This window comes from Sphingopyxis sp. UBA6723, assembly GCF_002454115.1.
In the GTDB taxonomy this organism is placed as follows: Bacteria; Pseudomonadota; Alphaproteobacteria; order Sphingomonadales; family Sphingomonadaceae; genus Sphingopyxis.
Genome location: NZ_DKIH01000004.1, coordinates 169,179 through 191,781, shown reverse-complemented (window position 1 = coordinate 191,781; position 22,603 = coordinate 169,179). Strand labels below are relative to the sequence as shown.

Sequence of the window (22,603 nt, the reverse complement as noted above, 5' to 3'; positions counted from 1 at the left end):
CATGACCAAGATCACGCTCATTACCGGTGCTAGCCGGGGCCTCGGCCGCAACACCGCTCTCAGCATCGCCCGCGCCGGCGGCGATGTCATCATTACCTACCACAGCCGTTCTAGCGATGCCGACGCCGTCGTTGCGGAGATTCAGGCAATGGGCTGCAATGCGGTCGCGCTTCAGCTCGACTGCGGGGCCGTCGCTGGCTTCGGCGATTTTGCAGACCGGCTGCAGGCTGCGCTTCGTGACACCTGGCAGCGAAGCACCTTCGACCACCTGGTCAACAATGCGGGTCACGGCGAGTTCGCGATGATTGCCGACACCACCGAGGCCCAGTTCGACGCGCTTGTGAACGTCCACTTTAAGGGCGTCTTCTTCCTGACGCAGACGCTGCTGCCGCTCCTCGCCGACGGCGGGCGCATCGTAAACCTGTCCTCCGGTCTGACCCGGGTGTCGGCTCCCGGTTTTGCGGCCTACTCGGCCGCCAAGGGTGCGGTCGAGGTGCTCAGCGTCTTTCTCGCGAAGGAACTCGGCGCGCGTGGCATCGCGGTCAATACGGTGGCGCCGGGCGCAATCGAGACCGATTTTCTTGGAGGCGCGGTGCGCGACACGCCCGATCTCAACGATCAGTTCGCCGGCATGACCGCCCTCGGCCGCGTGGGAATGCCCGACGATATCGGGCCGATGGTTGCTAGCCTGCTGACCGAGGCAAACCGCTGGATCAATGCCCAGCGCATCGAGGTATCGGGCGGTCAAGGAATCTAGGCCGCTTCAAACGACAGCGCGCCGTTGGAACAAGCTCCACCGGCGCGCTGCTATTTATGGTTTTCCGGCGATCAGGATTTAAGTCCTGTGAGAAAGTCGCGCCACATGACAGTCGACCATTGGCCGATTCCAGACTGGCGGCATTTAGGCGTCAACCATTCGAAAGCCGACGTTAATTTCGGGAATATCGAAGCAGCGATCTACTCTTCGGTGGCTGGATATCTCAAGACACAGCCAGCTGATGGCCGTCTTGCAATGAACCGCCCGTAAAGGTAGGGGCAGCGCACTCGCATGGACCCGGTGCAAATCCGGGTGGCTATTCCGGCCGCCGATCCGCCGGACGACATCACACATGAAATCCTGTTCGCGCCCAAGCTGGCGCCATGTGCCTTGTTGTGGAATTCCAATGTCTGTTTCCTTGTCTTCGTATCGCCAGCAGTGGTTCACCGACGGCGCGTCGCTGCGCCGCGAAATCCTCGCCGGGATCGTCGTTGCGCTGGCGCTGATTCCCGAAGCGATCGGCTTTTCGATCATCGCCGGGGTCGACCCCCGCGTCGGGCTGTACGCGTCGGTCGCGATTGCGATGGTCGTTGCCTTTACCGGAGGGCGCACCGGCATGATCTCTGCCGCCACCGCCGCGGTCGCGGTGCTGGTGATCCCGCTGGTGCGCGATCATGGCGTCGAATATCTGTTCGCGGCAACGATCCTGATGGGGTTGATCCAGATCGTTGCCGGTTTGCTCCGGCTCGACCTGCTGATGCAGTTCGTGTCGCGGTCGGTCATCACCGGTTTCGTCAACGGGCTGGCGATCCTGATTTTCATGGCGCAGCTGCCGCAACTGACCAACGTCGGCTGGGAAACCTATGCGATGGTCGCGGGCGGGCTGGCGATCATCTATCTGTTGCCGCGCCTGACCAAAGCGGTGCCGTCGCCGCTGGTCGCTATCCTGATCCTGTCGGCGATCAGCATCGGTGTCGGACTGCCGGTCAATACGGTGGGCGACATGGGCAAATTGCCCGAGGGGCTGCCGACCTTCGCGTTGCCGAATGTGCCGCTGACGTGGGAAACGCTTCAGATCATCCTGCCCTATTCGCTGACCATGGCTGCGGTCGGGCTGCTCGAAAGCCTGCTCACCGCGCAGATCGTCGATGACATGACCGACACCGACAGCGACAAGCAGCGCGAATGTGCCGGGCAGGGCGGGGCAAATATCGTTGCGGCCTTCTTTGGCGGCATGGGCGGTTGCGCGATGATCGGCCAATCGGTGATCAACGTGACGTCCGGCGGACGGGGTCGTTTATCGACCTTCACCGCGGGTGCCTTCCTGTTGTTCCTGCTGGCAGTGCTCGGTCCGTTCGTCGGCCAGGTGCCGATGCCCGCGCTGGTCGCGGTAATGATCATGGTGTCGATCGGGACGTTCAGCTGGAATTCGATTCCCAATTTGCGCCGCCATCCGCCGACATCCTCGATCGTCATGCTGACGACGGTGATCGTGGTGGTGGCGACGCATGACCTGTCGCTCGGCGTGTTGGCGGGCGTATTGTTGTCGGGGGTGTTTTTTGCCGGGAAGGTGCGGCGGATGTTCGCGGTCGAGCGCGACGTATCACCTGACGGCGCGACGGCGACATATCGCGTCACCGGGCAGATTTTCTTTGCCTCGGTCGATCGCTTTACCCGCGCGTTCCAAACCGAGGATCAGACGGACACTGTGCTGATCGACGTTTCAGCTGCGCATTTCTGGGATATTTCGGGCGTTGGAGCGCTCGACAAGATCGTCGCCAAGCTGCGGCGCGAGGGGCGGAGCGTCGAGGTCGTGGGGTACAACCGCGCCAGCGCGGACATCATCGACAAGTTCGCGCTTCACGACAAGACGGGTGTAGAAATCGGGATAGCGCCGCATTGATGGCTTGATCTACGGCTCGCGATTACTGTTGCTGGCCGCTAGCGGACTGGCAGCTTTCAGGTTCCGGACATGAAAAGCCGACATCGATCTGCACCATAGAACGAACATTTCACCGGATAGGCGCTGCGACGCGAACCCCATAGCGGCAACATTGTTCCCTCGCCGCGGTCAGGCCAAGGTTGGCGAGCTCAGGAAATGGCTGCATCGCATCCGATAGTTAGCCTGGATCAGCTCAATGCGGTCGTCGATACGCGAGAGCGGCTCAAGGCTCGCTTCCCCGGCAAGATAGGCGGAGATTCGGCTCGTCAACTGAATTACCAGTATCTCGCCCAGAAGATCGCTGAACAAGATCGGAAACTGTTGCGGCCGCATCGCAGTCTCCACGCTGAGACCATGCGTGGCATTAACGCGGATATATTCTATGCCACGCATCGTTCCGCCGAAATTTTCGCCGATTAGTCCCGACGATGCGAAATCTTGCAATCTCCCCTGTTCATGCAAGCGGCGTATTTCCAGTCGATGGTTGCGACTTAGCCACAGGGGATGGGTGATTCTCCCTGCCTCGAATTCCATCAGGGAAAAGGGGTCGAAAATCTCGTCCGCAGGGATTTGACCGCTCTCCTGCGCCTCGTGGAAGCCGCACTGCAACTCGTAGGTCTCAATGATCCATGCAATCAGAGTGAGCGTGCCATAATCTTTGGCGAGGTGGCGGCTATTGATTCGGAGGATCGGTAACCCCGCCAACTTGCACAATCGGTCCTTTTTTTCGTCGCGCTCCTGCTGCACCGCCGTCGCGTGGCTCGGGCCGTCGAACTCGATCGCGTAATGCGGCTGATATTCGCGCGCTATGAGGAAATCGAAATGGGCGCGCAACCCGAATGACTTGTGAGAATAGTCGATTAGCAGCGCATCGAGGTCGATGACGTCCGCGACCCGGACCTTTGGGTAGACCGACAACCCATATTTGCGGCTTACCGCTGAAATCTGGTCGAAGACGATTTCCTCGTAGCGGTTCAGCAGCCTGAGCATATCGTCGTTACCGCCAGAGCTTTCGATTTCGCTGGGTGACGACACGGAAGGTGCGAAATGCGAGGCGAGTGTTCCTAACGGTGACGGCAGGTTCAAGCTCATCGCCAAGTGCGTCGATCACCATCTGGCGGGTAATCGACGATTGAAATCCGATAAAGACTTCACGGAGACGGAGCTGGTTTCCGAAGTCGAAAAATTGAATGTCGGGTCCGTCGGTTTCGAGCGATGCCCAACATCGTATCTCCTTCTCATATCGCCAATGCGCATATTTCGTGGAGGCGAATTTGGCTGCGAGCGCGCGAACTTCCGCTTCGCTCGTCGATGGGTCGAGATAATGATCGAGCGGAATTCGCTTCGAAACATATCGCACCGGCATGGCGACGGATTCGTCGACGTCGAAGCCTAGGCAAAGACCCCGATGGCTTTGAGCATAATGACCCCACATCACAGGATTGTGCCAATCCCGGCTAAAGCATAAAATCCCGAGATGCTTGGCAAATGCCTCACGAAGCGAGCGCATAGCGAGCCGGGTGGCGGGATCGCCCTGCGTCCCGGCAAACATCTCGAACGGATCGTTGAGCTGGTCGAGGCGCGAGATTTTGAGGCGGCGAAGTCCAATCGCGGAGAGTCCGAACTCTTCTCCGATGAAATGATAGACGCGCATCCCCGCGCGTCAGTCTGCGGTGACCGATTGTACGAGACCCGCCACATATTCGAAGAGGGGGCGGAGGGCCTCCTTGTCGTTCGTGACAATATATTGAATGAGCATCAGCGAGTCCTCCTTCTTGTTGAATGTTACCCGCTGCTCCGTCAGCGTTGCGACGGTGCGCGCGATGAGCTTCGCAGCGTCGACGCCGGCAAGCCATGCCGGATTGGAGCGATTTCCTGTCCATTCCGGAATCTTGAATTCGAGGGTGCCGGCGAGTTCGTCGAACTTTGCCCCCACTGCCTCCGATGTCACGACATCTTCTGATTGCGGATCGCGCTCGGCGATAAATGCGGCGATCGCATCCGGCGCTAGGAGATAACATTCGATATGGCGACGCGGCAAAAAGCTGAGCTGGCCTCCGGCGTCAGCCACCATCTTCGCCTTGTCGGCTTCGGAAAGCGTTTCGGAGTCAAAGCTGAATGTCGTAGCAACCACCAGCCGTGACGCCGCTCCACTCAGTCGACGATAAACCTCGTAGACGATCTCACGGTCGCGTTTACGATTGAAGTCTCCCGTTGCTGCAACCGACGATATTAGCGTGCCGCGGGGGAGCGCCTGGCCCGCAAATGCTTGGTAGATAAATGGAAAGCTGATTTCCTCCGTGGGTCCCTCGACCCAGATCACGCGGTCTGCCGCAAAAACATCTGCCATCGAGATTCCGATATGACCGGCCACTTCACGAAACTGCTCGATGTTCGCAAGATCGAGCCGCCGCACCGACGATTCATAGCCATCTCGGTTGACGAGGTGGACGGTGCGCGGGTTGCTGAATCCGATCACTTCGGGGGCGTGCGTCGAGATGATATATTGGTGGTGCGGATATTCGGTCTGCAAAATTCGGAGCAGAGTCTTCACGGCCGCGGGGTGAAGAAAGCTGTTGATCTCATCAATGATGATGACCGCATTGTCGACGGTCATGATCGCGGTCAGTATCGCGATGACCTGGGCCACCCCCGTGCCGCTGGAATGCAGCGGGAAACTCAGGTCAACATCCGGTCTTGCGCGCGTCGGCCAAACCCGAATTTCCAAATTTCCATTTTCGGGCCTGACCCGGATGCTCAGATTGCCGACTGTCGAGAAGATCTCCCGCATATGATTGACCAGTTTTTCGAACGTGTCGCCCTTTTCGCCAGCCATCGTGTTGAGCGCGGCAGGAAGATTGGAGGCATTTGGTTCCAGTCGCGCCGCATGGGTTGGGCCACACTCGCCGACATTGAAGCGTTCAGCCGCAAAGTAGAACATGCGGTCATTCCATGCCCTCCACACACATTCCGCGACATTATCGCTAGAATCGAACATTGGACCTGCAGTGGTGTCAAGACTGCCGTTTCGCGGTTCGACCTTGAGCATGATTTGCACTTTATTCTGTCCGTGCGCGAACAACGCATGGCTAGGATAAGGGGCTTTGAATGTCGTCGCGGGTGATCCGGTGACTGCTAATATGATGTTTGGATTTTCGATGAAGGCATCAAACTTTGCCCGCGGCGACGTTTGCCAGCTTTCGTGAATTGGAAAGTGGATCGCGTTGCCCGCGCGTAGGGTCGCGTCGGCCACCTCGCGCCCGGAGAATTGCAGCTCAAACTCGACCTCGGGTTGAGGAAGCTTGAGGTTCTCCCATTGATCGAGCGACCGGTGCCGCTCGTCCTTTAATCCGGGTAGCATTGCGCGGAGCAGAGCGCTCTTCCCGGAGTTATTTTGGCCGATGACCAGATTAAAGCCGTCTTCAAACTCAATCTTTCCGGAATCCGAAAAAGACTGAAACCCTTTCACACGCAATTTTCGAATTCGCATCCTGCCGTCCCCGCTCCAACCCGTGAACTTTCAACTACCGCTCTACGGGTGTCGACGACAGGTCGAATTGATCCGGATCGACGCTACGCGCTTTCAGCCGTGCAGTTTGAACCGCCCTATATGCTCTGAATTGTATTTTGAAACAAACGACGCAAAAGGTGAACGATCAACGAGGTAATCATCGGTCTCTGTTGGCAGCTGCGCAGCCGTAGCGCTTCAGCTTTCCGTCGAGCACGTTGAGGACACGAGCGACCTCTATCGAAGCCGTCGCCTTCGCATCTACGTTTGGCTCTTTCCGTATTCCGAGGAGAACGCCTGCAGGAGAGCCAGGCTTGGGGCCTAGGCATGGAAGAATAGATTTCTGAACACCTTGCCGCGTTGCGGGGCGTCGGTCCGCAGTAGCTGGTTCCAGTTAGGCCTCGATCAGATGATCGATGAAGCCGGAGTCGGGACTGGAGTACATTCGGGGCGCGCACCAAGTGCTGCGTGGATCTCCTCGAGTCGGGCGAGCAGTTCATCGAATGTGATGACGACCACGCCGGTCATGGCGCCTCGCAGCAGTTCGAACGACCTTCGACGGGCATTGCCCTCCGGCGTTCGCCCCGCAACGATGATGCCCCGAATACCGTAGTCGTGAATATCGTAACGCTCGCTTGCTTCCTTCAGTATCGGCAACTCGCGCTGCAGCTTTAGCTTCTGGTCGAGAAGCTGAGCGATTGTTCCGGATAATTCAGCCGACGCCGCAAAGACATCGTCGCCGCGATAGGGGTTCGCGCCGAGCAATTCCGTCGAGGGCCGCTTGATCTCGACGATCGCGAGGCTGCCGGTCGAGGCGGACGCACACAGGAAGTCAGTGACGGCGCCGCCACGACCGCTCAACCTTTTGCCGCCGGCATAAGCCTGCCCCTCGACCATCAGGGCCGGTACCGCAAAGGCGAGGCTGAGGATGAAAGAGTTCTGCATCAGAAAGCTCTGCCATCGCGCCTCGGGCAGTGCCTTGTCGATCATGTCGGCAAAGCGCGCGATCAGCTGTTGCAGCGTAACCTCTTCAATCTCGCTCTTGAGCGAGAGGAGCGCATTGGTCTCCGTTTCAGAGAGCATTTCGATGTTCGTGCGCACCAGACCAACCGCAGCCTGGCGGTCCCGCTTCGACAGGGTCACGCGGTCACGCCCACCACGCGTGGCTTCAAACAATGTGTCGGCGCGCAGCTATTTTGACAATCTCTGAAAGCGCGCCGGGTCTGCTGCATAAAAAAGTTCGTGATAGGCTAAGTGGTCTTTGTCGCGTCGCGCGTCTCGCTGATAGCGCGCGCTGATCCGGTTGATCTCGTTGCGGATCGCATGGAAGCGCCTGATGCCCAGTACGAACATGGGTGGATCGAAGCTCGCCTCCTCGCCCTGATGGACGACCAGCAATCCGATCTGCCCCTGTTCGCCAAGCGCTTGGCAGATCGACCGATATTCCCACAGTAGGCCGAGCCCGAATCGGAAGTCCTTCGCGAATCCCTCGGGCAGGTTCGCAAGGAGCGCTTCGACGTCCTCGGTCGTCTCGGGAAGCGCATAGGGCGCATTTACCCTCCCGCTGACCGCGATCGTCTCCAGCGTCCCATAGCGCGGTTGCAGATAATCGGGCCGATCGGGCCGGACGTTGAGCGGGAAGATCCGTAGCATGTCCGGCGAGACGTTCAGCAGGCGCGCAAGGGGGTAGGAGCCGGTTCGCTCGGCAGGCGGCGTGTCGGTGAATAGAACGTCCACACTGAAGCCCTCTTCCTCCTCACAAGCCTCGATCAGCAGGAAAGGGCCGCCATCCGCCCGTGCGCGCTGATTGAATACAGAGGGACGCACCGAAGGCACTGCCTAGAGCCCCCGAGCTGAGATTTGAAATGGGCGAGCCTCAACCACGCCGGGCAATCCCATAGACGGCGGCGCGCCGGTCGAACGCCTCGCGTGACCCTTCCAGGATGTTGCAAGCGGCCTCGCAGGTCTTCGAATGATCGATCGAACCGCGTGTAACGATCTGAGCTTTGTCCGCGGTCGCTTTCAGAGCGACGATCAACTCGGCATCACCAAGGACCGCGATATTGGCGTTGTGCGTGACCACGATCACCTGCCGGCGCTCCTTTGCCGCCCTGATCACTGGAACCAGCGTCTTGTAGATGAACTCGCTGTCGAGATTATCCTCTGGCTGATCGACAATCAGCGGCGCGCGACTCTCGCTGGTCAGCATCAGCGCCAAGAGCACCGATTGCTGCTGGCCCAGCGACAATTTTCGAAAGTCACGCGGTACGAAACGTGCTTGGCCGCCTGCCCCCTCCAGTCGCTTAGTGACGCTGAGCCGCGGGCGATCATGGACGGCGACCGTTTCCAGCTGGCTGAGCAGGTCCGGCTCAGCGATCCGCTCCAGCAACAACTCGGCCTCGTTCTGCGCGAAGATCGCGCCGCCGGTATCGCTGTTACGAAGAGCGAGAATCGGCTTGGTATCGCGCTTGCGCAGGCACTCGAGCAAGGCGGGCAGGGTGAGCATGTTGATCAGCGCCCGCGCTTTCAGCTGCTGCAGCGTGCGCCATCCCATCGCGTCGATGATCAGCCGCTCAGCGTCTGCGGCCAGAGCGTTTTCGTCGAACTTCAGCGTTACGAACAGATCCGACAAGGTCCCCTTCAGGGCCTCTGACGCGCGCAACGCGAACATCGAGCGGTGGCGCGCCACGACCTGCCGCGCAGCCCAGCGCGCTTTCAGCAGATCACCATAGTCCTTGCGCAGCCGCGCAAGCTCGGGAACCCAAGATTTGAGGTTCTTCACATTCTCCTTGGCGCGGGCCTCGTCTGATACCAGTTTCTGGATGAACGGCATGTCGAGCCGGATGCCGTGCTTGAGCAAATCCTGCTTCTTCTGCTCGATCTGGGCCGAGGTCTGGCCCTCCTTGTTCTTCCATTCGGCGATCTGCGCCTTGACCGCGGCCACATAGTCCTGCGTGACCTTGCGAAGCGCCTGCGTCGATCCTGACACGGCGGTCTCATATGTGCCGGTTTCGGCCTCGATCTTGGTCGCTTCGGGCGCGCCAAGCTCGATCACATCGTCGGTGATCGACGCTCGGATATCGGCGGTGATCGCCGTGATCCCCTCGTTTGTGATCGCACCCGCCAGCTTCGCGAGCGCTGCCTCAATTCCCAGACGGGCGCGCTTCTCGCCCTCCAGTTGCCGCTGGAGCTTGATGACCTCCTCGCCATTGTCGTCGCGCAGTCGCTGCAGCTGATCGCTCTTGAGTTTCAATTCCTTCTCGCGTTCCGGGATGCGCGCGACGTTCGCGGCGGCCTTGGCGATCTTCGGTGCCAGTTCTGCCAGATCGCCGCGAACCTCATCTTCTGCCGCTATCTCCCGCTCAACCTGCACGAGCTTGTCGAGAAAAGTGAGCAAAGCCAGCGGATCATCCTGAACGCGCTTGCTGATCTCGTTGGTTGCACCCTGCCGATAGCTTTCGATCGGAAAAGCGGTCGAGCCACTGGCGGGTTCGTCCAGATTTTCGACATCGCCATACTTGCTGCGCGCAAGGCTGTGCCCCTGGCCGGTCTCGTCGACATAGACCAGCGACACGATATCGGGCCACACGTCGCTGTCGATCACGGTCACATCCTCGTCCGGCGGTCCGCCGATCAGGCAAACGCTCTCGAAGGCGGTCGACTTGCCGCTGCCGCGTCCGCCAATAATACAGGTGAGGTTGGGGCTGAAAGTGATGGCCTCGCCATCCAGAAAGGCCCCTTGGAAATGCACGCCCTGAACGACGGGCACGACCGCGGGCAATCCCTCTTCGATGCGCACGCGGGTATCGGCAGTCCTGAAAGCGAGCCGCAAACCCTCGAAGCTTGGCGTCTCCATCTTGTAGCGCGTGATGCGCTTATCGCGATTGGCGTTGCGGCCGACAGCGTTGAGCGAATGGGCATCGCTGTTGAGGATCCGGGCGAGGTATTGCTCGCTGCCTAGGCTGAGCCGACGGATGCGCTCGACCGCAGCACTCCGCCGGTCAGCATCGTTGTCGCTGCGATTGTAGAGGATCGGGCAATCCGCGCGCGTCACCTCGATCCCTTCAAGCGCTGGGTGGCACAATATGTCGAGTTTCGCCGGCGTGAAGCGCGGCATGTTCGTCTCGAAGGCCCCCTCGAGCTCGACATGGGCCATCACCCCGAACCCGCCTTCCGCAGCGATCAGCTCGAGACATTGGAGTGCGCCCGTCTGGCAGCGGCACTGGCTCGTGCGTCGATCCGCTATCTGCAGCCGATTGAAGAACCGCTCCAGCGCGTCAGCGCTTGGCGCGAAACACAGCAGATGCCCCTCGGGCGTCGAGAGTTCGACCCCGGGCACGACATAGATGCCTGCGTCGCGACCCGCCTCGATCGCCGCCGCGACATTCATGATCTCGTTGTGATCGGTCAGCGCGATGATCGAAAGGCCTTCGGCGCGTGCCGTCTCTACAATCGCAGCCGGCGTCGCCGTCGCATCACGCACGTCGTGCGACGCCCCGAAACTGTGGATGTGCAAGTCGCCGCGGAAGAATTTCGCTCCGCTGCTCAAAGTCGCTAGTGTTTCGGTAACCACCTGACCCCCTCGTCGTAACTTCTCGCCACCAACAAACCCCCTTGGATGTCAGCACCAATCAGCTCTCGTTACTGTATTTCGATCAGGGTAGCGAACAGGATCTCTTCTTGCCTCTCTTGCATGTTATCCATGACGCGGCCTTGCTTCAGGCTAGCCGATTCACGGCTGCAACGATATGCGACCGCCGGCCGTGGCCGCGCCGACTGTAGCCTCCGGCAAACCTGGGCCGATTCAGGCTTCGAAGCCTTCTCTTCGCATGGCAGACCTCGTCCGCTTTTTAGCGAAAACCGTCGCTCGAGGAGGCTGATCGGAATGGCAGTAAATCTCAGGCCCAGCCATGATCTGAATGTCCGCTTCTAGGAGCGCTAATTATTCGGCCGAACGGCTTAGATGAGGCGCATTGCTGACAGGCGGCTTTGCTGCGACGGCGCAGTCGGGGACAAACATGTTATGCACTGGAGCCGCAGCTCCGCTTCGCGCTACGGATGATGGACAGGGTAGGATTTTTACCGACAAGCGGGTGAGGGAAATCGTCGGCTTTCCATGGCATAAATCGGTTGAATGGAATGATCGAGGCGAACCGGAACTGTCACCGGTGGCGCTGTCGCGAGGCGCTGGTCAGTCGCAGCGATGGCCTTGCCAATATCGATCCCATTTCGCCGCGAGGCCGCTCCGCACCATCGCGCAGGAAATGTCGCCCGATCGCGGCGAGCTGCAAAAGGCGGCGGTGCGTTTGCCGCCCGCGGCGCCCGCCGACCGGCAGCGCAGCGGCGGTCCGGCGACGATGATATGACCCGTCGGCCGCGCCCCGCGACGCGTGCCGAGCAACGCAACGAGATGACCGCGTGCCGCCACCGCGTCAGCGGCGGGGCAGGGGTGTCCTGCACTGCAACTGCCGTCCATCTCGCGGGCAGCGATGCCCGAGAGACGGATGTGCGGGCCTTCGGCGCACCAGATCGGTCCGTCGCCGTCCCAGACCGCGATCGGGGTGCAGGCGAAGGACTGTCCGGCAGGAACCACCGACGCGGCGAGCATGAGCGAGAGGATCATCGCGGCTTGATACCATCGGGCCAGGGCTCGTCGATCCCGAATTTGGGCGGCTGGTGTGAAGGCGTGTAGGCGAGATCGGTCGGCGACGGACCCGCGCGGCAGACAAACATACTGTCATTGTCCACCTGGTTCAGAACGACGCCGACCAGTTTTTGCACATTCCAGTCGTCGCGCAGCTCGGGCACCGGATGCTTCGCTTTGCCGTTTTTGCCGGCGCGCATCGTCTTGATGGCGACATAGATGCAGGTACTGAGATAATCGCGGTCAACCCGGTGCATGTCAGTCGTCAAACAGCCGCGCGCGAATGTCGGAGGCCGCAGCGTTCAGCGTTGAGGCGCTTGTGCGCAAATCCATGTCTCCCGTCCGCCCTGCGCGATCGTTGAAGCGCTCCGCCTTGCCTTCCAGATAGTCGGCGATGCGATCGGCCACGGGCTTCCCATTATGTCCCGGTGTCATATCTTGGTCGGGTCCGTATCATGGGCCTGCCATTCGCCCAGCGCCCAATCGGCAACGCCCAGCATGAGATAGGGTTCGGCGCGGTTCGGCGCGAGCCGTTCGATCACGCGGCGGGCGGCGACTTCTGCTTCCCGACACGCGTTCAAATGCGCCATGTTGAGACCGAAGTCTGCTGGGTCGGCGCGGTCGAGCACGCCTTTGTCGTCCATTCCTTCCAGCGTGAACTGCGCAACGCGGGCCTCGAGGGGGGACACGCCTTCGAGATCGAGCACGGCTAACGCGGCAGCCGTCGCTTCGTCCCTGATCGCGGGCGCAACGTCATCGACGTCCCATATCTCAAGCCCGCGATAGCTGCGGTCGATCGTCTCCATATTCACACTCCGACTCGAATCCCTCTTGCTCATTGTTCCTCTTTCGTTCTCTTTTGTCGAGTCATGAGTCGCACTCTCGTTAACCCGATCAGCAGCCTGTTCGATGTCGCGTGCCGCCATCATACCGTGCAGGTGTCATGCCAGTGCGGGAACGTCGGCATCTTCGACCCGCACGCGCTCTGGCACCTGTTCGAGCGCAAGGGCTGGAACGACCGGTTGCCCGAAGTGCGCAAGCGCATGCGGTGCCTGCAATGCTATTATGCGAAGCGAAAGCGCACCCTGCCAACGCTGGAGCTGGTGAGCGTCGATCATAACCGGCAGCTGCCAATGCCCGATATCACCGAATGGAAACGCGAACTCAGACGGCGGCGATAGCGATCGCCTCAGTCGGCGAGCGTTTCGTCTTCGATCGCGGCGATAATCATCCGCTCCCAGATCTCCGCGTCGCCAACCGCAATCATGCGGCCGCTGGGTTCGCGCAGGGTCCGCAGGACCGCCAGCGCGGCAGGGGCGTAGTCCGGCCACAGATCGTCGACGGCGGTGCCCGCCGATTCCATATCGCCCTCGGCATTGCGGCTGAGCGCATGCCCCGCCAGCACGCGCGCGACGCGTTCGACGGGAGCGGTCCTGGCGGCATCATATTCTTGGGTCATCCGGCATCTCCTTCGCTTGACGAACGCGGGCGCAACCAGCTGGTTGCCGATTGACAGGCGGTGCGAGGGCGGCAAGATCGGCTGGTGTGCAATCTATACACCAACAAATCGACGGTGCAGGAGATGGCGAACCTCTTCGGGACGCCGGCGACCTACGGCTTTAACGCGCCTGCCGACGTCTATCCGCAATATCCCGGTATCGTGGTCCGCGAGGTGGAAGGCCAGCGCGTGCTGCAGCAGATGACGTGGGGCTTTCCGCGGCATTCGGTCAACAAACGCACGGGGAAGCCGAACAAGCCGACCGCGACCAACAACGCCCGCGACGACAAATTATGGACGATCTGGCGCCAATGGTTCACCGACCCCGCGCAGCGTTGCCTGATCCCGTTTACCGCTTTTGCCGAAGCGGAAGGTCCGCAGGGAAGGATGACGCGGACGTGGATCAGCGTCGCCGATCAGCCGATCGCGGCATGGGCAGGGCTTTGGCGGCCGACCGACGCGTGGGGCGACGCCTATACCGGCGTGATGGTCGACGCGACCAAGGAGCTTTGGGACATTCATGACCGGATGCCGGTCATCCTTCCGGCCGATGCGCACGACGCCTGGCTGCGCGCCGATGCCGACGAGGCGATCGCGCTGGTCACGCAATATCCGCCTGACCAGCTGCTGGTCGAGCGCACCGACGAGCCCTGGTTCAAGCGCAAAGCGGCGTTGCCGGACCATCCGGCGCTGCTCTGATGCCTCGGCTTTGGCCCGACCCGCGCGACACCGAGCCCGAGCACCCGGCGTGGCTTTGGGGCTTGCTCGCTTCGCTCGCCTTCATCGCGTTCACCGCAATCTATCCTTATCTTGGAGATTGAACCGAACGGGAGGCGGGCAGGCTAGGCCGGACGATATGCGGGGGCTTTGACAACGGCGCCGCGAACGGAGCCATCAGCAGCCTTGGCCATGGCGCCCGACCATCTTGCCGCGCAGAGCAGCGCGGGCCGCTCCCGGCATGCCTCGCCAAATCGCCGTTTGTCGTTTTCTGGCGCCCTGCTGTCGGTCAGCAGGGCGCGCGGCGATCAGGCGGCGGCTTCGGCGACCGCGAAGGCGTCGATGATCGCATCGCAAAAGGCGGGGAGATCGTCAGGGCAGCGGCTGGTGATGAGGTTGCCGTCAATCACGACCGGCTCGTCGACGAGTTCGGCGCCGGCGTTCGCGACATCGGTCCGGATCGACTTGTAGCTCGTCATGCGCTTGCCCTTGGCGAGCCCGGCTTCGATCAGCAGCCACGGCGCATGGCAGATGGCCGCGATCGGCTTGTCGGCCGCCGCAAAAGCGCGGATTATGGCGATCGCCTTGTCCTCGACGCGCAGCAGATCGGGGTTGATCTGGCCGCCGGGCAGCACGAGCGCGTCATAATCTTCGACCTTGACCTCGGCGAGCGTGAGATCGACCTCGACCTCATCACCCCAATCGTCGCCGTCCCAGCCCGTGATGTCATCGTCGGTGAGGGCGGCAACATCGACGTCCGCTCCCGCGGCTTCGAGCCGTTCGAGCGGCACTTCGAGTTCGGACTGTTCGAACCCGTCGGTCGCCATGATCAGGATGCGGCGGCGGGATAGGGTCTTGGCGTCGGCCATCTGGAATCTCCTTGGGTTATCCTCGGACAATCCGCGGCGTGGGAGGTTGTTGCGTCCCGCCGGTCGACCCGAGCAAAAATTGCGGTGGTGGCCGCAATCCGGCGCGGGCGGGCGCGGGCGCATATCACCCCGAATCGATGGCCGACTCGGGCGCGGTGGTGGCCACTTGCAGCTGAATATGCCGCACCTGGGCCGCGTCATTGCCGCATAATGCCGCCAAATGCCGCGTAACTGTAGTGTTTTCGAGCGTGGATTTCGCTGACTCTCGCTTCGTCAGCCGGCCCAGTCCGGCGCGTTCGAAGGAAGCAGTGCATGACGCCCACCAAATTGCTCATTGGTCAGATCTGTCTGGTCTTCGCGATCATGATCACCGGCCTGTGGGCGGCGACCCAGTGGGCCGCCGCGATGCTCGGCTATCAGGCGCAGCTCGGCGCGGCCTGGTTCGATCTGTTCGGGGTGCCCATTTACCGCCCCTGGCAGATCTTCCCCTGGTGGTATCATTACGAAGCCTATGCGCCGCATGTCTTCGACAAGGCTGGCACGCTGGCCGCCGCGAGCGGGTTTCTGGGCTGCGCGGCCGCGGTGGCGGGATCGCTGTGGCGGGCGCGGCAATCGCGCCACGTTACCACCTATGGATCGGCGCGCTGGGCGACCCCGCGCGAAATCGACCGCGCCGGCCTGACGCGCGATGCGGGGGTTTTTCTCGGCCGTCACCGCGCCCATTATCTGCGCCACGACGGACCCGAACATGTCATGGCGTTCGCGCCGACGCGCTCGGGCAAGGGCGTCGGCCTGGTCGTGCCGACCCTGCTCAGCTGGACCGGCAGCGCGGTCATTCACGATATCAAGGGCGAAAACTGGCAGCTGACCGCCGGCTGGCGCGCACGTTTCGGCCATGCGCTGATGTTCAACCCCACCGATGTCGCATCGGCCCGCTATAATCCGCTGCTCGAAGTGCGCCGCGGCCTCCATGAGGTGCGCGACGTCCAGAATATCGCCGATATTCTCGTCGATCCCGAAGGCGCACTCGAACGCCGCAGCCATTGGGAGAAAACGTCACACGCGCTGCTCGTCGGGGCGATCCTCCACATTCTTTATGCCGAGGAGGAGAAGACGCTCGCGCGCGTCGCGACCTTCCTTTCCGATCCGCAGCGCGCCTTCACCGCGACGCTGCGGCAGATGATGACGACCAACCATATCGGCAGCCCCGACGCGCCGCAGGTCCACCCGGTGGTCGCCTCGGCGGCGCGCGAGCTGCTCAACAAGAGCGAAAACGAGCGCTCGGGCGTGCTGTCGACCGCGATGTCGTTCCTCGGTCTCTACCGCGATCCCACCGTGGCCGCCGTTACCTCGCGCTGCGATTTTCGGATCGCCGATCTCGTCGACGGGGCGCATCCGCTGTCGCTCTACCTTGTCATCCCGCCGTCGGACATCAGCCGGACCAAGCCGCTCGTCCGCCTCATCCTCAACCAGATCGGCCGCCGCCTCACCGAAAAGCTCGACGATCGTGGTTCGGCGGTGCGCCGCCACCAGCTGCTGATGATGCTCGACGAATTCCCCGCCCTCGGGCGGCTCGATTTCTTCGAGACGAGCCTCGCTTTCATGGCCGGCTATGGCGTGCGCGCCTTTCTGATCGCCCAGTCGCTCAACCAGATCGAAAAAGCCTATGGCGAGCATAATTCGATCCTCGACAACTGCCATGTCCGCGTCGCCTTCGCGACCAACGACGAGCGGACCGCGCGCCGGATCTCCGACGCGCTCGGCGTCGCGACCGAACAGCGTGCGATGCGCAACTATGCCGGGCACCGGCTCGCGCCCTGGCTCGCGCACGTCATGGTCAGTCGCCAGGAAACCGCGCGGCCGCTGCTGACCCAGGGCGAGGTGATGCAGCTCGATCCCGACGACGAGCTGGTGCTGGTCTCCGGCATGGCGCCGATCCGCGCCAAGAAGCTGCGCTACTATACCGATCCGCAATTTACCGTGCGGCTGCTGCCGCCGCCGGCGCTCGGCGATGGCAACTTGCGCGATCGTCCGGCGCCGCGACCCGACGACTGGGGCAGCTTCGCGCGGCGCGTCGATGCCCGGCTCGCGGCGGCAATCGCGCCCGACGACGGCGCCGACGACGGCGGCCTCCAGCAGCAACGCACCCCCGAGCTGCCCGATACACCGCTGCCCGCACCCGCTCCGCCCGCCGACATCGATCCGCTCGGTCTCGAGAAAGACGATGTCGATCCCGCCGCCGACAAACGCGCCATCGATCGAGCCAGCGGCTCCTTGGCCGACGTCCAGCGCGCCCATGCCATCAACCAGGGGCAGGGCGACGACAGCCTGCCGAGCTTTTGATCATGGGCCGCCGCAAGGACCATAAAGTGCGCTACCAGCTGTTTCTGCCGCACGACCTCAGTCAGCGGTTCGAGGCGCTGGCTGCTGCCCCCGGCGCCGCCAAGTCGGCGATCCTTGCCGATGCGCTGACGGCCTGGCTGAACCGGCAGGCGGTGTCGGAGCTTGAGACGAGGTTCAGCGTGCGGCTCGACCGCATGTCGATGGCGCTCGGGCGGATCGAGCGCGACGGCCATATCCTGCTCGAAAGCCTCGCGCTCTTCGTCCGTTACCAGCTGATGGTCCAGGCGCCGCTCGCCGACGGCGACGAGGCGGCGCGCGCGGTCGGCCGCGACCGGTTCAACGCGTTTGTCGAGCGGGTGGGCGAGGCGATGGCGAGCGGCAGGCGAACGCTTGGTACGCCCGCCGAGCGGGAGACGCGGCGATGAGCGAGAGCCTGTCCGCTGCCCGCAGCCGCGCGATGCTGCACACCGCGATGGGGCCGACGATTGCGGCCGCGCTCGCCGATCCCGAGGTCGCCGAAATCATGATCAACCCCGATGGGCGCCTGTGGATCGACCGGCTCGGCGAGGGCCGCCGCGACAGCGGCGTCATGTTCGATCCCGCCAAGGTCGAGCGGATCATCCGCCTGGTGGCCTCGCATGCCCGCAGCGAGGCGCATGCGCTGGCGCCGATCGTCTCGGCCGAACTGCCGCCGCACGGGCAGGGGGCAGGCGAACGCTTCGAGGGCATATTGCCGCCGGTATCGCGCGCGCCCTGTTTGTCGATCCGCAAGCCGGCGGCAAAGATCTACACGCTGCGCGATTATGTCGCTGACCGTATCATGCCGACCGCGACCGCGACGCAGCTCGCCGCCGCAGTCCGTGCGCGGCAGAACATCCTTGTCGCCGGCGGGACGTCGTCGGGCAAAACGACGCTTGCCAATGCGCTGCTCGCCGAGATGGCCGATCTCGATCAGCGGGTGATCCTGATCGAGGATACCCGCGAGCTGCAATGCGCCGCGCGCGACGTCGTCGCGCTACGGACGCGGGCGGCGAGCGGCGCGGGCGAGGGGGCGGTGAGCATGGCCGACCTTGTGCGCTCGACGCTGCGCTTGCGGCCCGACCGCATCATCGTCGGCGAGGTGCGCGGGCGCGAGGCGCTCGACATGCTCAAGGCGTGGAACACCGGGCACCCCGGCGGCATTGCGACCGTCCACGCCAACAGCGCGCTCGCGGCGCTCTACCGGCTCGAACAGCTCATCCAGGAAGCCGTGGTCACCGTGCCGCAGCGCCTCATTGCCGAGGCGATCGACTGCATCGTCTTCCTCTCGGGTCGCGGGCTCGCGCGGCGCATCGAGACGGTGGTGCGCGTCGCGGGCCTCGATCCGGCGGGCGGCTACCTGGTCGACGCGCTCATGTCCCAACCCCCTGCCTCTGAAGGAGCCTGATATGAATGTGCCTGCCGTCCACCTGCCATTTGCCAAGGCGCGCTCGCGCGCGCCGGCGCTGCTGACCATCGCCGCGGCCAGCGTCGCGGTTGGACTTGTCCTTGGCTGGAGCGCTGCCGCGCACGCCGCCGGCTCGGGCATGCCCTGGGAACAACCGCTGCAGCGCGTGTTGGAATCGGTGCAGGGTCCGGTCGCCAAGATCGTCGCGGTGATCATCATCATCACCACCGGCCTGACGCTGGCGTTCGGCGACACCGCCGGCGGCTTTCGGCGGATGATTCAGGTCGTCTTCGGTCTGTCGATCGCCTTTGCGGCCTCCAGCTTCTTTCTGACCTTCTTCAGCTTCGGCGGCGGAGCGCTGATCGCATGACCGGGTCCGCTCCGATCGAAGGCTTCGAGGTTCCCGTGCATCGCGCGCTCGCCGAGCCGATCCTGCTCGGCGGCGCGCCGCGGGCGCTCGCCATCCTCAACGGCACGCTCGCCGCGGCGCTCGGGCTCGGGCTCCAGCAATGGGTCGCCGGTCTCGGTCTCTGGGCGCTCGGCCACACGGCAGCCGTCATGGCGGCACGGCGCGACCCTGACTTTGCGCCGGTGCTGCTGCGACATCTCAAACAGCGAGGCTATCTGGCATGCTGAACCTGCGCGAATATCGGGCCAGCGCCGACCGGCTTGCTGACCACCTGCCGTGGGCGGCGCTCGTCGCGCCCGGGGTCATTCTCAACAAGGACGGCAGTTTCAGCCGGGTGCTGGCGTTTCGCGGTCCCGATCTGGAATCGGCGACCGAGGCCGAGCTCGTGTCGGTCGCCGCGCGCGCCAACAATATGCTCAAGCGGTTCGGATCGGGATGGGCGCTTCATATCGAGGCCGCGCGCCGCGAAGCGCTCGGCTATCCCGCGAGCGACTTCCCCGACGCGGCCAGCTGGCTCGTCGATCAGGAGCGCCGCGCTGCTTTCGAAAGCGCCGAGGCGCATTATGAGAGCCGTCATTATCTGACGCTCACCTATCTTGCCGATGCCGACCGCACCGACCGCGCGGGCCGGTTCCTGGTCGAGCGGAGCGCAGCGGGCGAAGGGCGCGACTGGCGGCAGGCGCTGGCCGGCTTCATCGCCGAGACCGATCGCGCGCTCGACCTGATGGCGGGGTTCATGCCCGCGGTGCGCGCGCTCGGCGACGGCGAAATGCTGACCTATCTGCACGGCACGATCTCCGAGCGACACCATGATGTCGCGGTGCCCGAGACGCCGCTCTATCTCGACGCGCTGCTCGCCGACACGCCGCTGGTCGGTGGTCTCGAGCCGATGCTCGGGCAGACGCATCTGCGCACCCTCACGCTTATCGGTTTTCCCAATCTCAGTCGGCCCGGGCTGCTCGACGCGCTCAATCATCAAGGCTTTTCCTATCGTTGGGTGACGCGCTTCATAACCCTCGACAAGACCGACGCGACCAAGGCGCTGACCCGGCTGCGCCGCCAGTGGTTCAACAAGCGCAAATCGATCACCGCGCTGCTGCGCGAAGTCATGTACAACCAGCCAGCGCAGCTCCTCGACAGCGATGCCGACAACAAGATGCACGACGCCGATCTCGCCTTGCAGGCGCTCGGCGGCGATGACGTCGCGTTCGGCCATCTGACGACGACGATCACGGTTGCCGATCGCGACCGGGCGCGGGTCGACGAAAAGCTGCGCGGCGTCGAGCGGATCGTGACCGGGCTTGGCTTCTCGGCGATCCGCGAAAGCGTCAATGCGGTCGAAGCCTGGCTCGGATCCTTGCCCGCGCATGTCTATGCCAATGTCCGCCAGCCACTCGTCCACACGCTCAACCTCGCCCACCTGATGCCGCTGTCGTCGGTCTGGGCCGGGCCGCCGCGCAACGATCATCTCGGCGGACCGCCGCTCATGATCGCCGAAACCGGCGGCGCGACGCCGTTTCGGCTGTCGACCCACGTCGGCGATGTCGGGCACATGATGATCGTCGGGCCGACGGGCGCCGGCAAGTCGGTCCTGCTCGGCCTGCTCGCGCTGCAGTTTCGCCGCTATCCCGGGGCGCAGGTCTATATTTTCGACAAGGGTTATTCGGCGCGCGCGGCGGTGCTCGCGTGCGGCGGCGCCCACCACGCGCTCGGCCTTGGCGGCGAGGCCGACGTCGGTGAAGCCGCGGGCGGTGCCGCCGCGGCGCGGGGCAGGGGTCTGGCCTTCCAGCCGCTGCGCCATATCGATCGCGCGGCCGAGCGCGCCTGGGCCGCCGAATGGGTGACGGGGCTGCTCGCCAATGAGCGGGTGGATCCCACCCCCGATGTCAAAGAGGCGGTGTGGTCGGCGCTCGGCAATCTGGCGACCGCCCCCGCCGAGGAGCGCACACTTACCGGTTTGTCGCTGCTGCTCCAGTCGGCGGCGCTGCGCCGCGCGCTCGCGCCCTACACGCTCGAAGGCCCGTTCGGACAGATGCTCGACGCCGCCGACGACGAGCTCGCGATCGCCGACGTGCAATGTTTCGAGACCGAGACGCTGATGGGGCAGGCGGGCGCCGTCCAGCCCGTCCTCACCTATTTGTTTCACCGGCTCGAAGACCGGTTCGATGGGCGACCGACCCTGCTCATCCTCGACGAAGCCTGGGTCTTCCTCGATCATCCGCTGTTCGCCGCGCGCATCCGCGAATGGCTGAAAGTGCTGCGCAAGAAGAATGTGTCGGTGGTGTTCGCGACGCAGAGTCTCGCCGACATCGCCGACAGCCGGATTGCCCCCGCGATCATCGAGAGCTGCCCGCAGCGCATCCTGCTGCCCAACGATCGCGCGATCGAGCCGCAGTCGGCGGCGGCCTATGCGCGCTTCGGACTCAACCACCGGCAGATCGAGCTGATCGCGCGCGCCACCCCCAAGCGCCATTATTACCTGCAATCGGCCCGCGGCAACCGGCTGTTCGAGCTTGGCCTCGGCCCCATTGCGCTGGCGCTGTGCGGTGCCTCCGGCGCCGAGGCGCAAAAGCGCATCGACGCGCTCGTCGCCCAGCATGGCGCGGCAGCGTTTGCGGCCGAGTTCCTGCGCGACGCCGACCTGGATTGGGCCGCCGACCTGCTCGCCGGATTTCCTGGCGCCGCCCCGCCCGAAACCCCCACCCCCGAAGGAGACGTCAGATGAAAAGAATTGCTATCGCCTTGCTGGCCACCGCGCTCGCCCCGCTCGCGGGGAGCGCCGGCGCGGCCGCCGCCATGCCGGTATTCGACAGCGCCAACTATTCGCAGAATTTGCTGACCGCGGCGCGCACCCTCCAGCAGATCAACCAGCAGATCCAGTCGCTCCAGAACGAAGCGCAGATGCTCGTCAACCAGCAGCGCAATCTTGCGACGATCGATTTTCCGCAGCTGGCGGCGCTCGAGCAGCGGCTCCAGCAGATCGACCGGCTGATGGGGCAGGCACAAGGCATCGATTTTCGGGTCGACCGTCTCGACGACCAGTTCCGCAGCGCGTTTCCCAGCCAGTTCGATCATCTGGCCCGGCGCGACGCGCGCATCGCGGCGGCTCGGGCGCGGCTCGAGGCCGAAATGACCGCCTTTCGGCATGCGATGGGCGTCCAGAGCGGGATTGTCGAAAATGTCCGCAGCGACGCCGAGGCGCTGGGGGCTATCGTCGAGCGGAGCCAGGGCGCCCAGGGCGGTTTGCAGGCGCAGCAAGCGACCAACCAGCTGCTTGCGCTGGCGGCCAAGCAGCAATTCCAGATCCAGCAGTTGATGGCGGCGCAGTTCCGCGAGGAAACGCGCGAACGGGCGGCGCGCGGGCAGATCGCGCGCGAAGCGCGCGAATCGACGCGCCGTTTCCTTGGCGACGGCAGCGCCTGGACGCCGCCCCGCCGATAGCCGCCGTACCGATTGGGGCAGGACGGGCCGCAACCGCTGACCCGAGCCC

The 22,603-nt window shown here is 63.4% G+C and carries 24 protein-coding genes and 1 other annotated feature; of the genes, 12 read left to right on the top strand and 12 right to left on the bottom strand.

Translation table 11 applies throughout. The features are described from left to right. Window position 1: 1 nt before the first annotated feature. From B4F07_RS02585 to B4F07_RS02575, 3 genes are all read left to right on the top strand, one after another. Window positions 2–757 carry an SDR family oxidoreductase gene (locus B4F07_RS02585; RefSeq protein ID WP_293699596.1) on the top strand — a complete coding sequence of 252 codons (756 nt, stop codon included), beginning with the start codon at window positions 2–4 and terminating at the stop codon, window positions 755–757. A 105-nt stretch (window positions 758–862) separates the two neighbouring features. Further along, window positions 863–1,027, top strand: a complete 165-nt coding sequence (locus B4F07_RS02580) for a hypothetical protein (RefSeq protein ID WP_293704497.1) — start codon at window positions 863–865, stop codon at window positions 1,025–1,027. A 20-nt stretch (window positions 1,028–1,047) separates the two neighbouring features. Further along, window positions 1,048–1,103 (top strand) — a sequence feature (sul1 is cis-regulatory element that is thought to sense ions involved in sulfur or methionine metabolism; They are found in Alphaproteobacteria). A gap of 60 nt (window positions 1,104–1,163) precedes the next feature. Continuing rightward, complete coding sequence (locus B4F07_RS02575; RefSeq protein ID WP_293699593.1) at window positions 1,164–2,660, top strand: SulP family inorganic anion transporter; 1,497 nt, start codon at window positions 1,164–1,166, stop codon at window positions 2,658–2,660. Between the two features lie 168 nt (window positions 2,661–2,828). On the opposite strand, the gene B4F07_RS02570 is transcribed toward B4F07_RS02575, so the two are convergent. The 10 genes from B4F07_RS02570 to B4F07_RS02525 all read right to left on the bottom strand — a co-directional run bounded on the left by B4F07_RS02570 (window position 2,829) and on the right by B4F07_RS02525 (window position 12,657). Continuing rightward, the gene (locus B4F07_RS02570; RefSeq protein ID WP_293704496.1) at window positions 2,829–3,734 is read right to left on the bottom strand and encodes a DUF2726 domain-containing protein; all 906 of its coding nucleotides are present in this window, start codon (window positions 3,732–3,734) and stop codon (window positions 2,829–2,831) included. Beyond that, window positions 3,697–4,353 (bottom strand): DUF2971 domain-containing protein, encoded by a 657-nt coding sequence (locus tag B4F07_RS02565; protein WP_293699587.1) that lies wholly within the window; start codon window positions 4,351–4,353, stop codon window positions 3,697–3,699. Before B4F07_RS02565 ends, B4F07_RS02570 begins: the two co-directional genes overlap by 38 nt. A 9-nt stretch (window positions 4,354–4,362) precedes the next feature. Next, window positions 4,363–6,189: an ATP-dependent nuclease gene (locus B4F07_RS02560; RefSeq protein ID WP_293699584.1), complete on the bottom strand. Its 1,827-nt coding sequence runs from the start codon at window positions 6,187–6,189 to the stop codon at window positions 4,363–4,365. Between the two features lie 423 nt (window positions 6,190–6,612). Beyond that, entirely contained in the window at window positions 6,613–7,350 is a 738-nt protein-coding gene (locus tag B4F07_RS02555; protein WP_293704494.1) for a Shedu immune nuclease family protein, read from the bottom strand. A 48-nt stretch (window positions 7,351–7,398) separates the two neighbouring features. Then, a complete protein-coding gene (locus B4F07_RS02550) occupies window positions 7,399–8,043 on the bottom strand; it encodes a hypothetical protein (protein ID WP_293699579.1) in 645 nt (214 codons plus the stop codon). A 40-nt stretch (window positions 8,044–8,083) separates the two neighbouring features. Further along, complete coding sequence (locus B4F07_RS02545; RefSeq protein ID WP_293699576.1) at window positions 8,084–10,780, bottom strand: TrlF family AAA-like ATPase; 2,697 nt, start codon at window positions 10,778–10,780, stop codon at window positions 8,084–8,086. Window positions 10,781–11,398: 618 nt separating this feature from the next. Then, window positions 11,399–11,830, bottom strand: a complete 432-nt coding sequence (locus B4F07_RS02540) for a hypothetical protein (protein WP_293699573.1) — start codon at window positions 11,828–11,830, stop codon at window positions 11,399–11,401. Continuing rightward, on the bottom strand, window positions 11,827–12,108 hold the full coding sequence (locus tag B4F07_RS02535) for a hypothetical protein (protein ID WP_293699570.1): 282 nt from the start codon (window positions 12,106–12,108) through the stop codon (window positions 11,827–11,829). The genes B4F07_RS02540 and B4F07_RS02535 overlap by 4 nt, the downstream gene beginning before the upstream one ends. A gap of 1 nt (window position 12,109) precedes the next feature. Further along, the gene (locus tag B4F07_RS02530) at window positions 12,110–12,259 is read right to left on the bottom strand and encodes a hypothetical protein (protein ID WP_293699568.1); all 150 of its coding nucleotides are present in this window, start codon (window positions 12,257–12,259) and stop codon (window positions 12,110–12,112) included. A 23-nt stretch (window positions 12,260–12,282) separates the two neighbouring features. Then, window positions 12,283–12,657, bottom strand: coding sequence for a hypothetical protein (locus B4F07_RS02525; RefSeq protein ID WP_293699566.1), 375 nt, complete (start codon window positions 12,655–12,657; stop codon window positions 12,283–12,285). 63 nt (window positions 12,658–12,720) lie between these two features. Here B4F07_RS02525 and B4F07_RS02520 point away from each other — a divergent pair, with 63 nt between their 5' ends. Continuing rightward, window positions 12,721–13,032 carry a hypothetical protein gene (locus tag B4F07_RS02520; protein ID WP_293699564.1) on the top strand — a complete coding sequence of 104 codons (312 nt, stop codon included), beginning with the start codon at window positions 12,721–12,723 and terminating at the stop codon, window positions 13,030–13,032. An 8-nt stretch (window positions 13,033–13,040) separates the two neighbouring features. Here B4F07_RS02520 and B4F07_RS02515 read toward each other — a convergent pair whose 3' ends face one another. Then, on the bottom strand, window positions 13,041–13,310 hold the full coding sequence (locus B4F07_RS02515) for a hypothetical protein (protein ID WP_293699561.1): 270 nt from the start codon (window positions 13,308–13,310) through the stop codon (window positions 13,041–13,043). An 84-nt stretch (window positions 13,311–13,394) separates the two neighbouring features. On the opposite strand from B4F07_RS02515, the gene B4F07_RS02510 reads away from it, so the two are divergent. Then, on the top strand, window positions 13,395–14,048 hold the full coding sequence (locus B4F07_RS02510; RefSeq protein WP_293699559.1) for an SOS response-associated peptidase: 654 nt from the start codon (window positions 13,395–13,397) through the stop codon (window positions 14,046–14,048). A 326-nt stretch (window positions 14,049–14,374) separates the two neighbouring features. Here B4F07_RS02510 and B4F07_RS02505 read toward each other — a convergent pair whose 3' ends face one another. Beyond that, window positions 14,375–14,935: a type 1 glutamine amidotransferase domain-containing protein gene (locus tag B4F07_RS02505; protein ID WP_293699555.1), complete on the bottom strand. Its 561-nt coding sequence runs from the start codon at window positions 14,933–14,935 to the stop codon at window positions 14,375–14,377. Between the two features lie 312 nt (window positions 14,936–15,247). Between B4F07_RS02505 and B4F07_RS02500 the strand changes: the two genes are divergently transcribed. The 7 genes from B4F07_RS02500 to trbJ are packed head-to-tail and all read left to right on the top strand — an operon-like array spanning window position 15,248 to window position 22,554. Beyond that, window positions 15,248–17,278 carry a conjugal transfer protein TraG gene (locus tag B4F07_RS02500; RefSeq protein ID WP_293699553.1) on the top strand — a complete coding sequence of 677 codons (2,031 nt, stop codon included), beginning with the start codon at window positions 15,248–15,250 and terminating at the stop codon, window positions 17,276–17,278. 2 nt (window positions 17,279–17,280) lie between these two features. After that, entirely contained in the window at window positions 17,281–17,703 is a 423-nt protein-coding gene (locus tag B4F07_RS02495) for a CopG family transcriptional regulator (protein WP_293699551.1), read from the top strand. Next, window positions 17,700–18,704 carry a P-type conjugative transfer ATPase TrbB gene (trbB, locus tag B4F07_RS02490; RefSeq protein WP_293699549.1) on the top strand — a complete coding sequence of 335 codons (1,005 nt, stop codon included), beginning with the start codon at window positions 17,700–17,702 and terminating at the stop codon, window positions 18,702–18,704. Before B4F07_RS02495 ends, trbB begins: the two co-directional genes overlap by 4 nt. A gap of 1 nt (window position 18,705) precedes the next feature. Beyond that, window positions 18,706–19,074, top strand: a complete 369-nt coding sequence (locus B4F07_RS02485) for a TrbC/VirB2 family protein (protein ID WP_293699546.1) — start codon at window positions 18,706–18,708, stop codon at window positions 19,072–19,074. Beyond that, window positions 19,071–19,340 (top strand): VirB3 family type IV secretion system protein, encoded by a 270-nt coding sequence (locus B4F07_RS02480; RefSeq protein ID WP_293704490.1) that lies wholly within the window; start codon window positions 19,071–19,073, stop codon window positions 19,338–19,340. Before B4F07_RS02485 ends, B4F07_RS02480 begins: the two co-directional genes overlap by 4 nt. Further along, window positions 19,334–21,838 (top strand): conjugal transfer protein TrbE, encoded by a 2,505-nt coding sequence (gene trbE / locus B4F07_RS02475; RefSeq protein ID WP_293699543.1) that lies wholly within the window; start codon window positions 19,334–19,336, stop codon window positions 21,836–21,838. The genes B4F07_RS02480 and trbE overlap by 7 nt, the downstream gene beginning before the upstream one ends. Further along, window positions 21,835–22,554, top strand: coding sequence for a P-type conjugative transfer protein TrbJ (gene trbJ / locus B4F07_RS02470; RefSeq protein ID WP_293699539.1), 720 nt, complete (start codon window positions 21,835–21,837; stop codon window positions 22,552–22,554). The genes trbE and trbJ overlap by 4 nt, the downstream gene beginning before the upstream one ends. Window positions 22,555–22,603: the final 49 nt, after the last annotated feature.

Bases quoted from the DNA above. Each gene is read 5' to 3' on its own strand.
- B4F07_RS02585 (WP_293699596.1), top strand. From the start codon at position 2: ATGACCAAGATCACGCTCATTACCGGTGCTAGCCGGGGCCTCGGCCGC.
- B4F07_RS02580 (WP_293704497.1), top strand. From the start codon at position 863: ATGACAGTCGACCATTGGCCGATTCCAGACTGGCGGCATTTAGGCGTC.
- B4F07_RS02575 (WP_293699593.1), top strand. From the start codon at position 1,164: ATGTCTGTTTCCTTGTCTTCGTATCGCCAGCAGTGGTTCACCGACGGC.
- B4F07_RS02565 (WP_293699587.1), bottom strand. From the start codon at position 4,353: ATGCGCGTCTATCATTTCATCGGAGAAGAGTTCGGACTCTCCGCGATT.
- B4F07_RS02560 (WP_293699584.1), bottom strand. From the start codon at position 6,189: ATGCGAATTCGAAAATTGCGTGTGAAAGGGTTTCAGTCTTTTTCGGAT.
- B4F07_RS02540 (WP_293699573.1), bottom strand. From the start codon at position 11,830: ATGATCCTCTCGCTCATGCTCGCCGCGTCGGTGGTTCCTGCCGGACAG.
- B4F07_RS02535 (WP_293699570.1), bottom strand. From the start codon at position 12,108: ATGCACCGGGTTGACCGCGATTATCTCAGTACCTGCATCTATGTCGCC.
- B4F07_RS02525 (WP_293699566.1), bottom strand. From the start codon at position 12,657: ATGGAGACGATCGACCGCAGCTATCGCGGGCTTGAGATATGGGACGTC.
- B4F07_RS02520 (WP_293699564.1), top strand. From the start codon at position 12,721: ATGAGTCGCACTCTCGTTAACCCGATCAGCAGCCTGTTCGATGTCGCG.
- B4F07_RS02515 (WP_293699561.1), bottom strand. From the start codon at position 13,310: ATGACCCAAGAATATGATGCCGCCAGGACCGCTCCCGTCGAACGCGTC.
- B4F07_RS02505 (WP_293699555.1), bottom strand. From the start codon at position 14,935: ATGGCCGACGCCAAGACCCTATCCCGCCGCCGCATCCTGATCATGGCG.
- B4F07_RS02500 (WP_293699553.1), top strand. From the start codon at position 15,248: ATGACGCCCACCAAATTGCTCATTGGTCAGATCTGTCTGGTCTTCGCG.
- B4F07_RS02495 (WP_293699551.1), top strand. From the start codon at position 17,281: ATGGGCCGCCGCAAGGACCATAAAGTGCGCTACCAGCTGTTTCTGCCG.
- trbB (WP_293699549.1), top strand. From the start codon at position 17,700: ATGAGCGAGAGCCTGTCCGCTGCCCGCAGCCGCGCGATGCTGCACACC.
- B4F07_RS02485 (WP_293699546.1), top strand. From the start codon at position 18,706: ATGAATGTGCCTGCCGTCCACCTGCCATTTGCCAAGGCGCGCTCGCGC.
- B4F07_RS02480 (WP_293704490.1), top strand. From the start codon at position 19,071: ATGACCGGGTCCGCTCCGATCGAAGGCTTCGAGGTTCCCGTGCATCGC.
- trbE (WP_293699543.1), top strand. From the start codon at position 19,334: ATGCTGAACCTGCGCGAATATCGGGCCAGCGCCGACCGGCTTGCTGAC.
- trbJ (WP_293699539.1), top strand. From the start codon at position 21,835: ATGAAAAGAATTGCTATCGCCTTGCTGGCCACCGCGCTCGCCCCGCTC.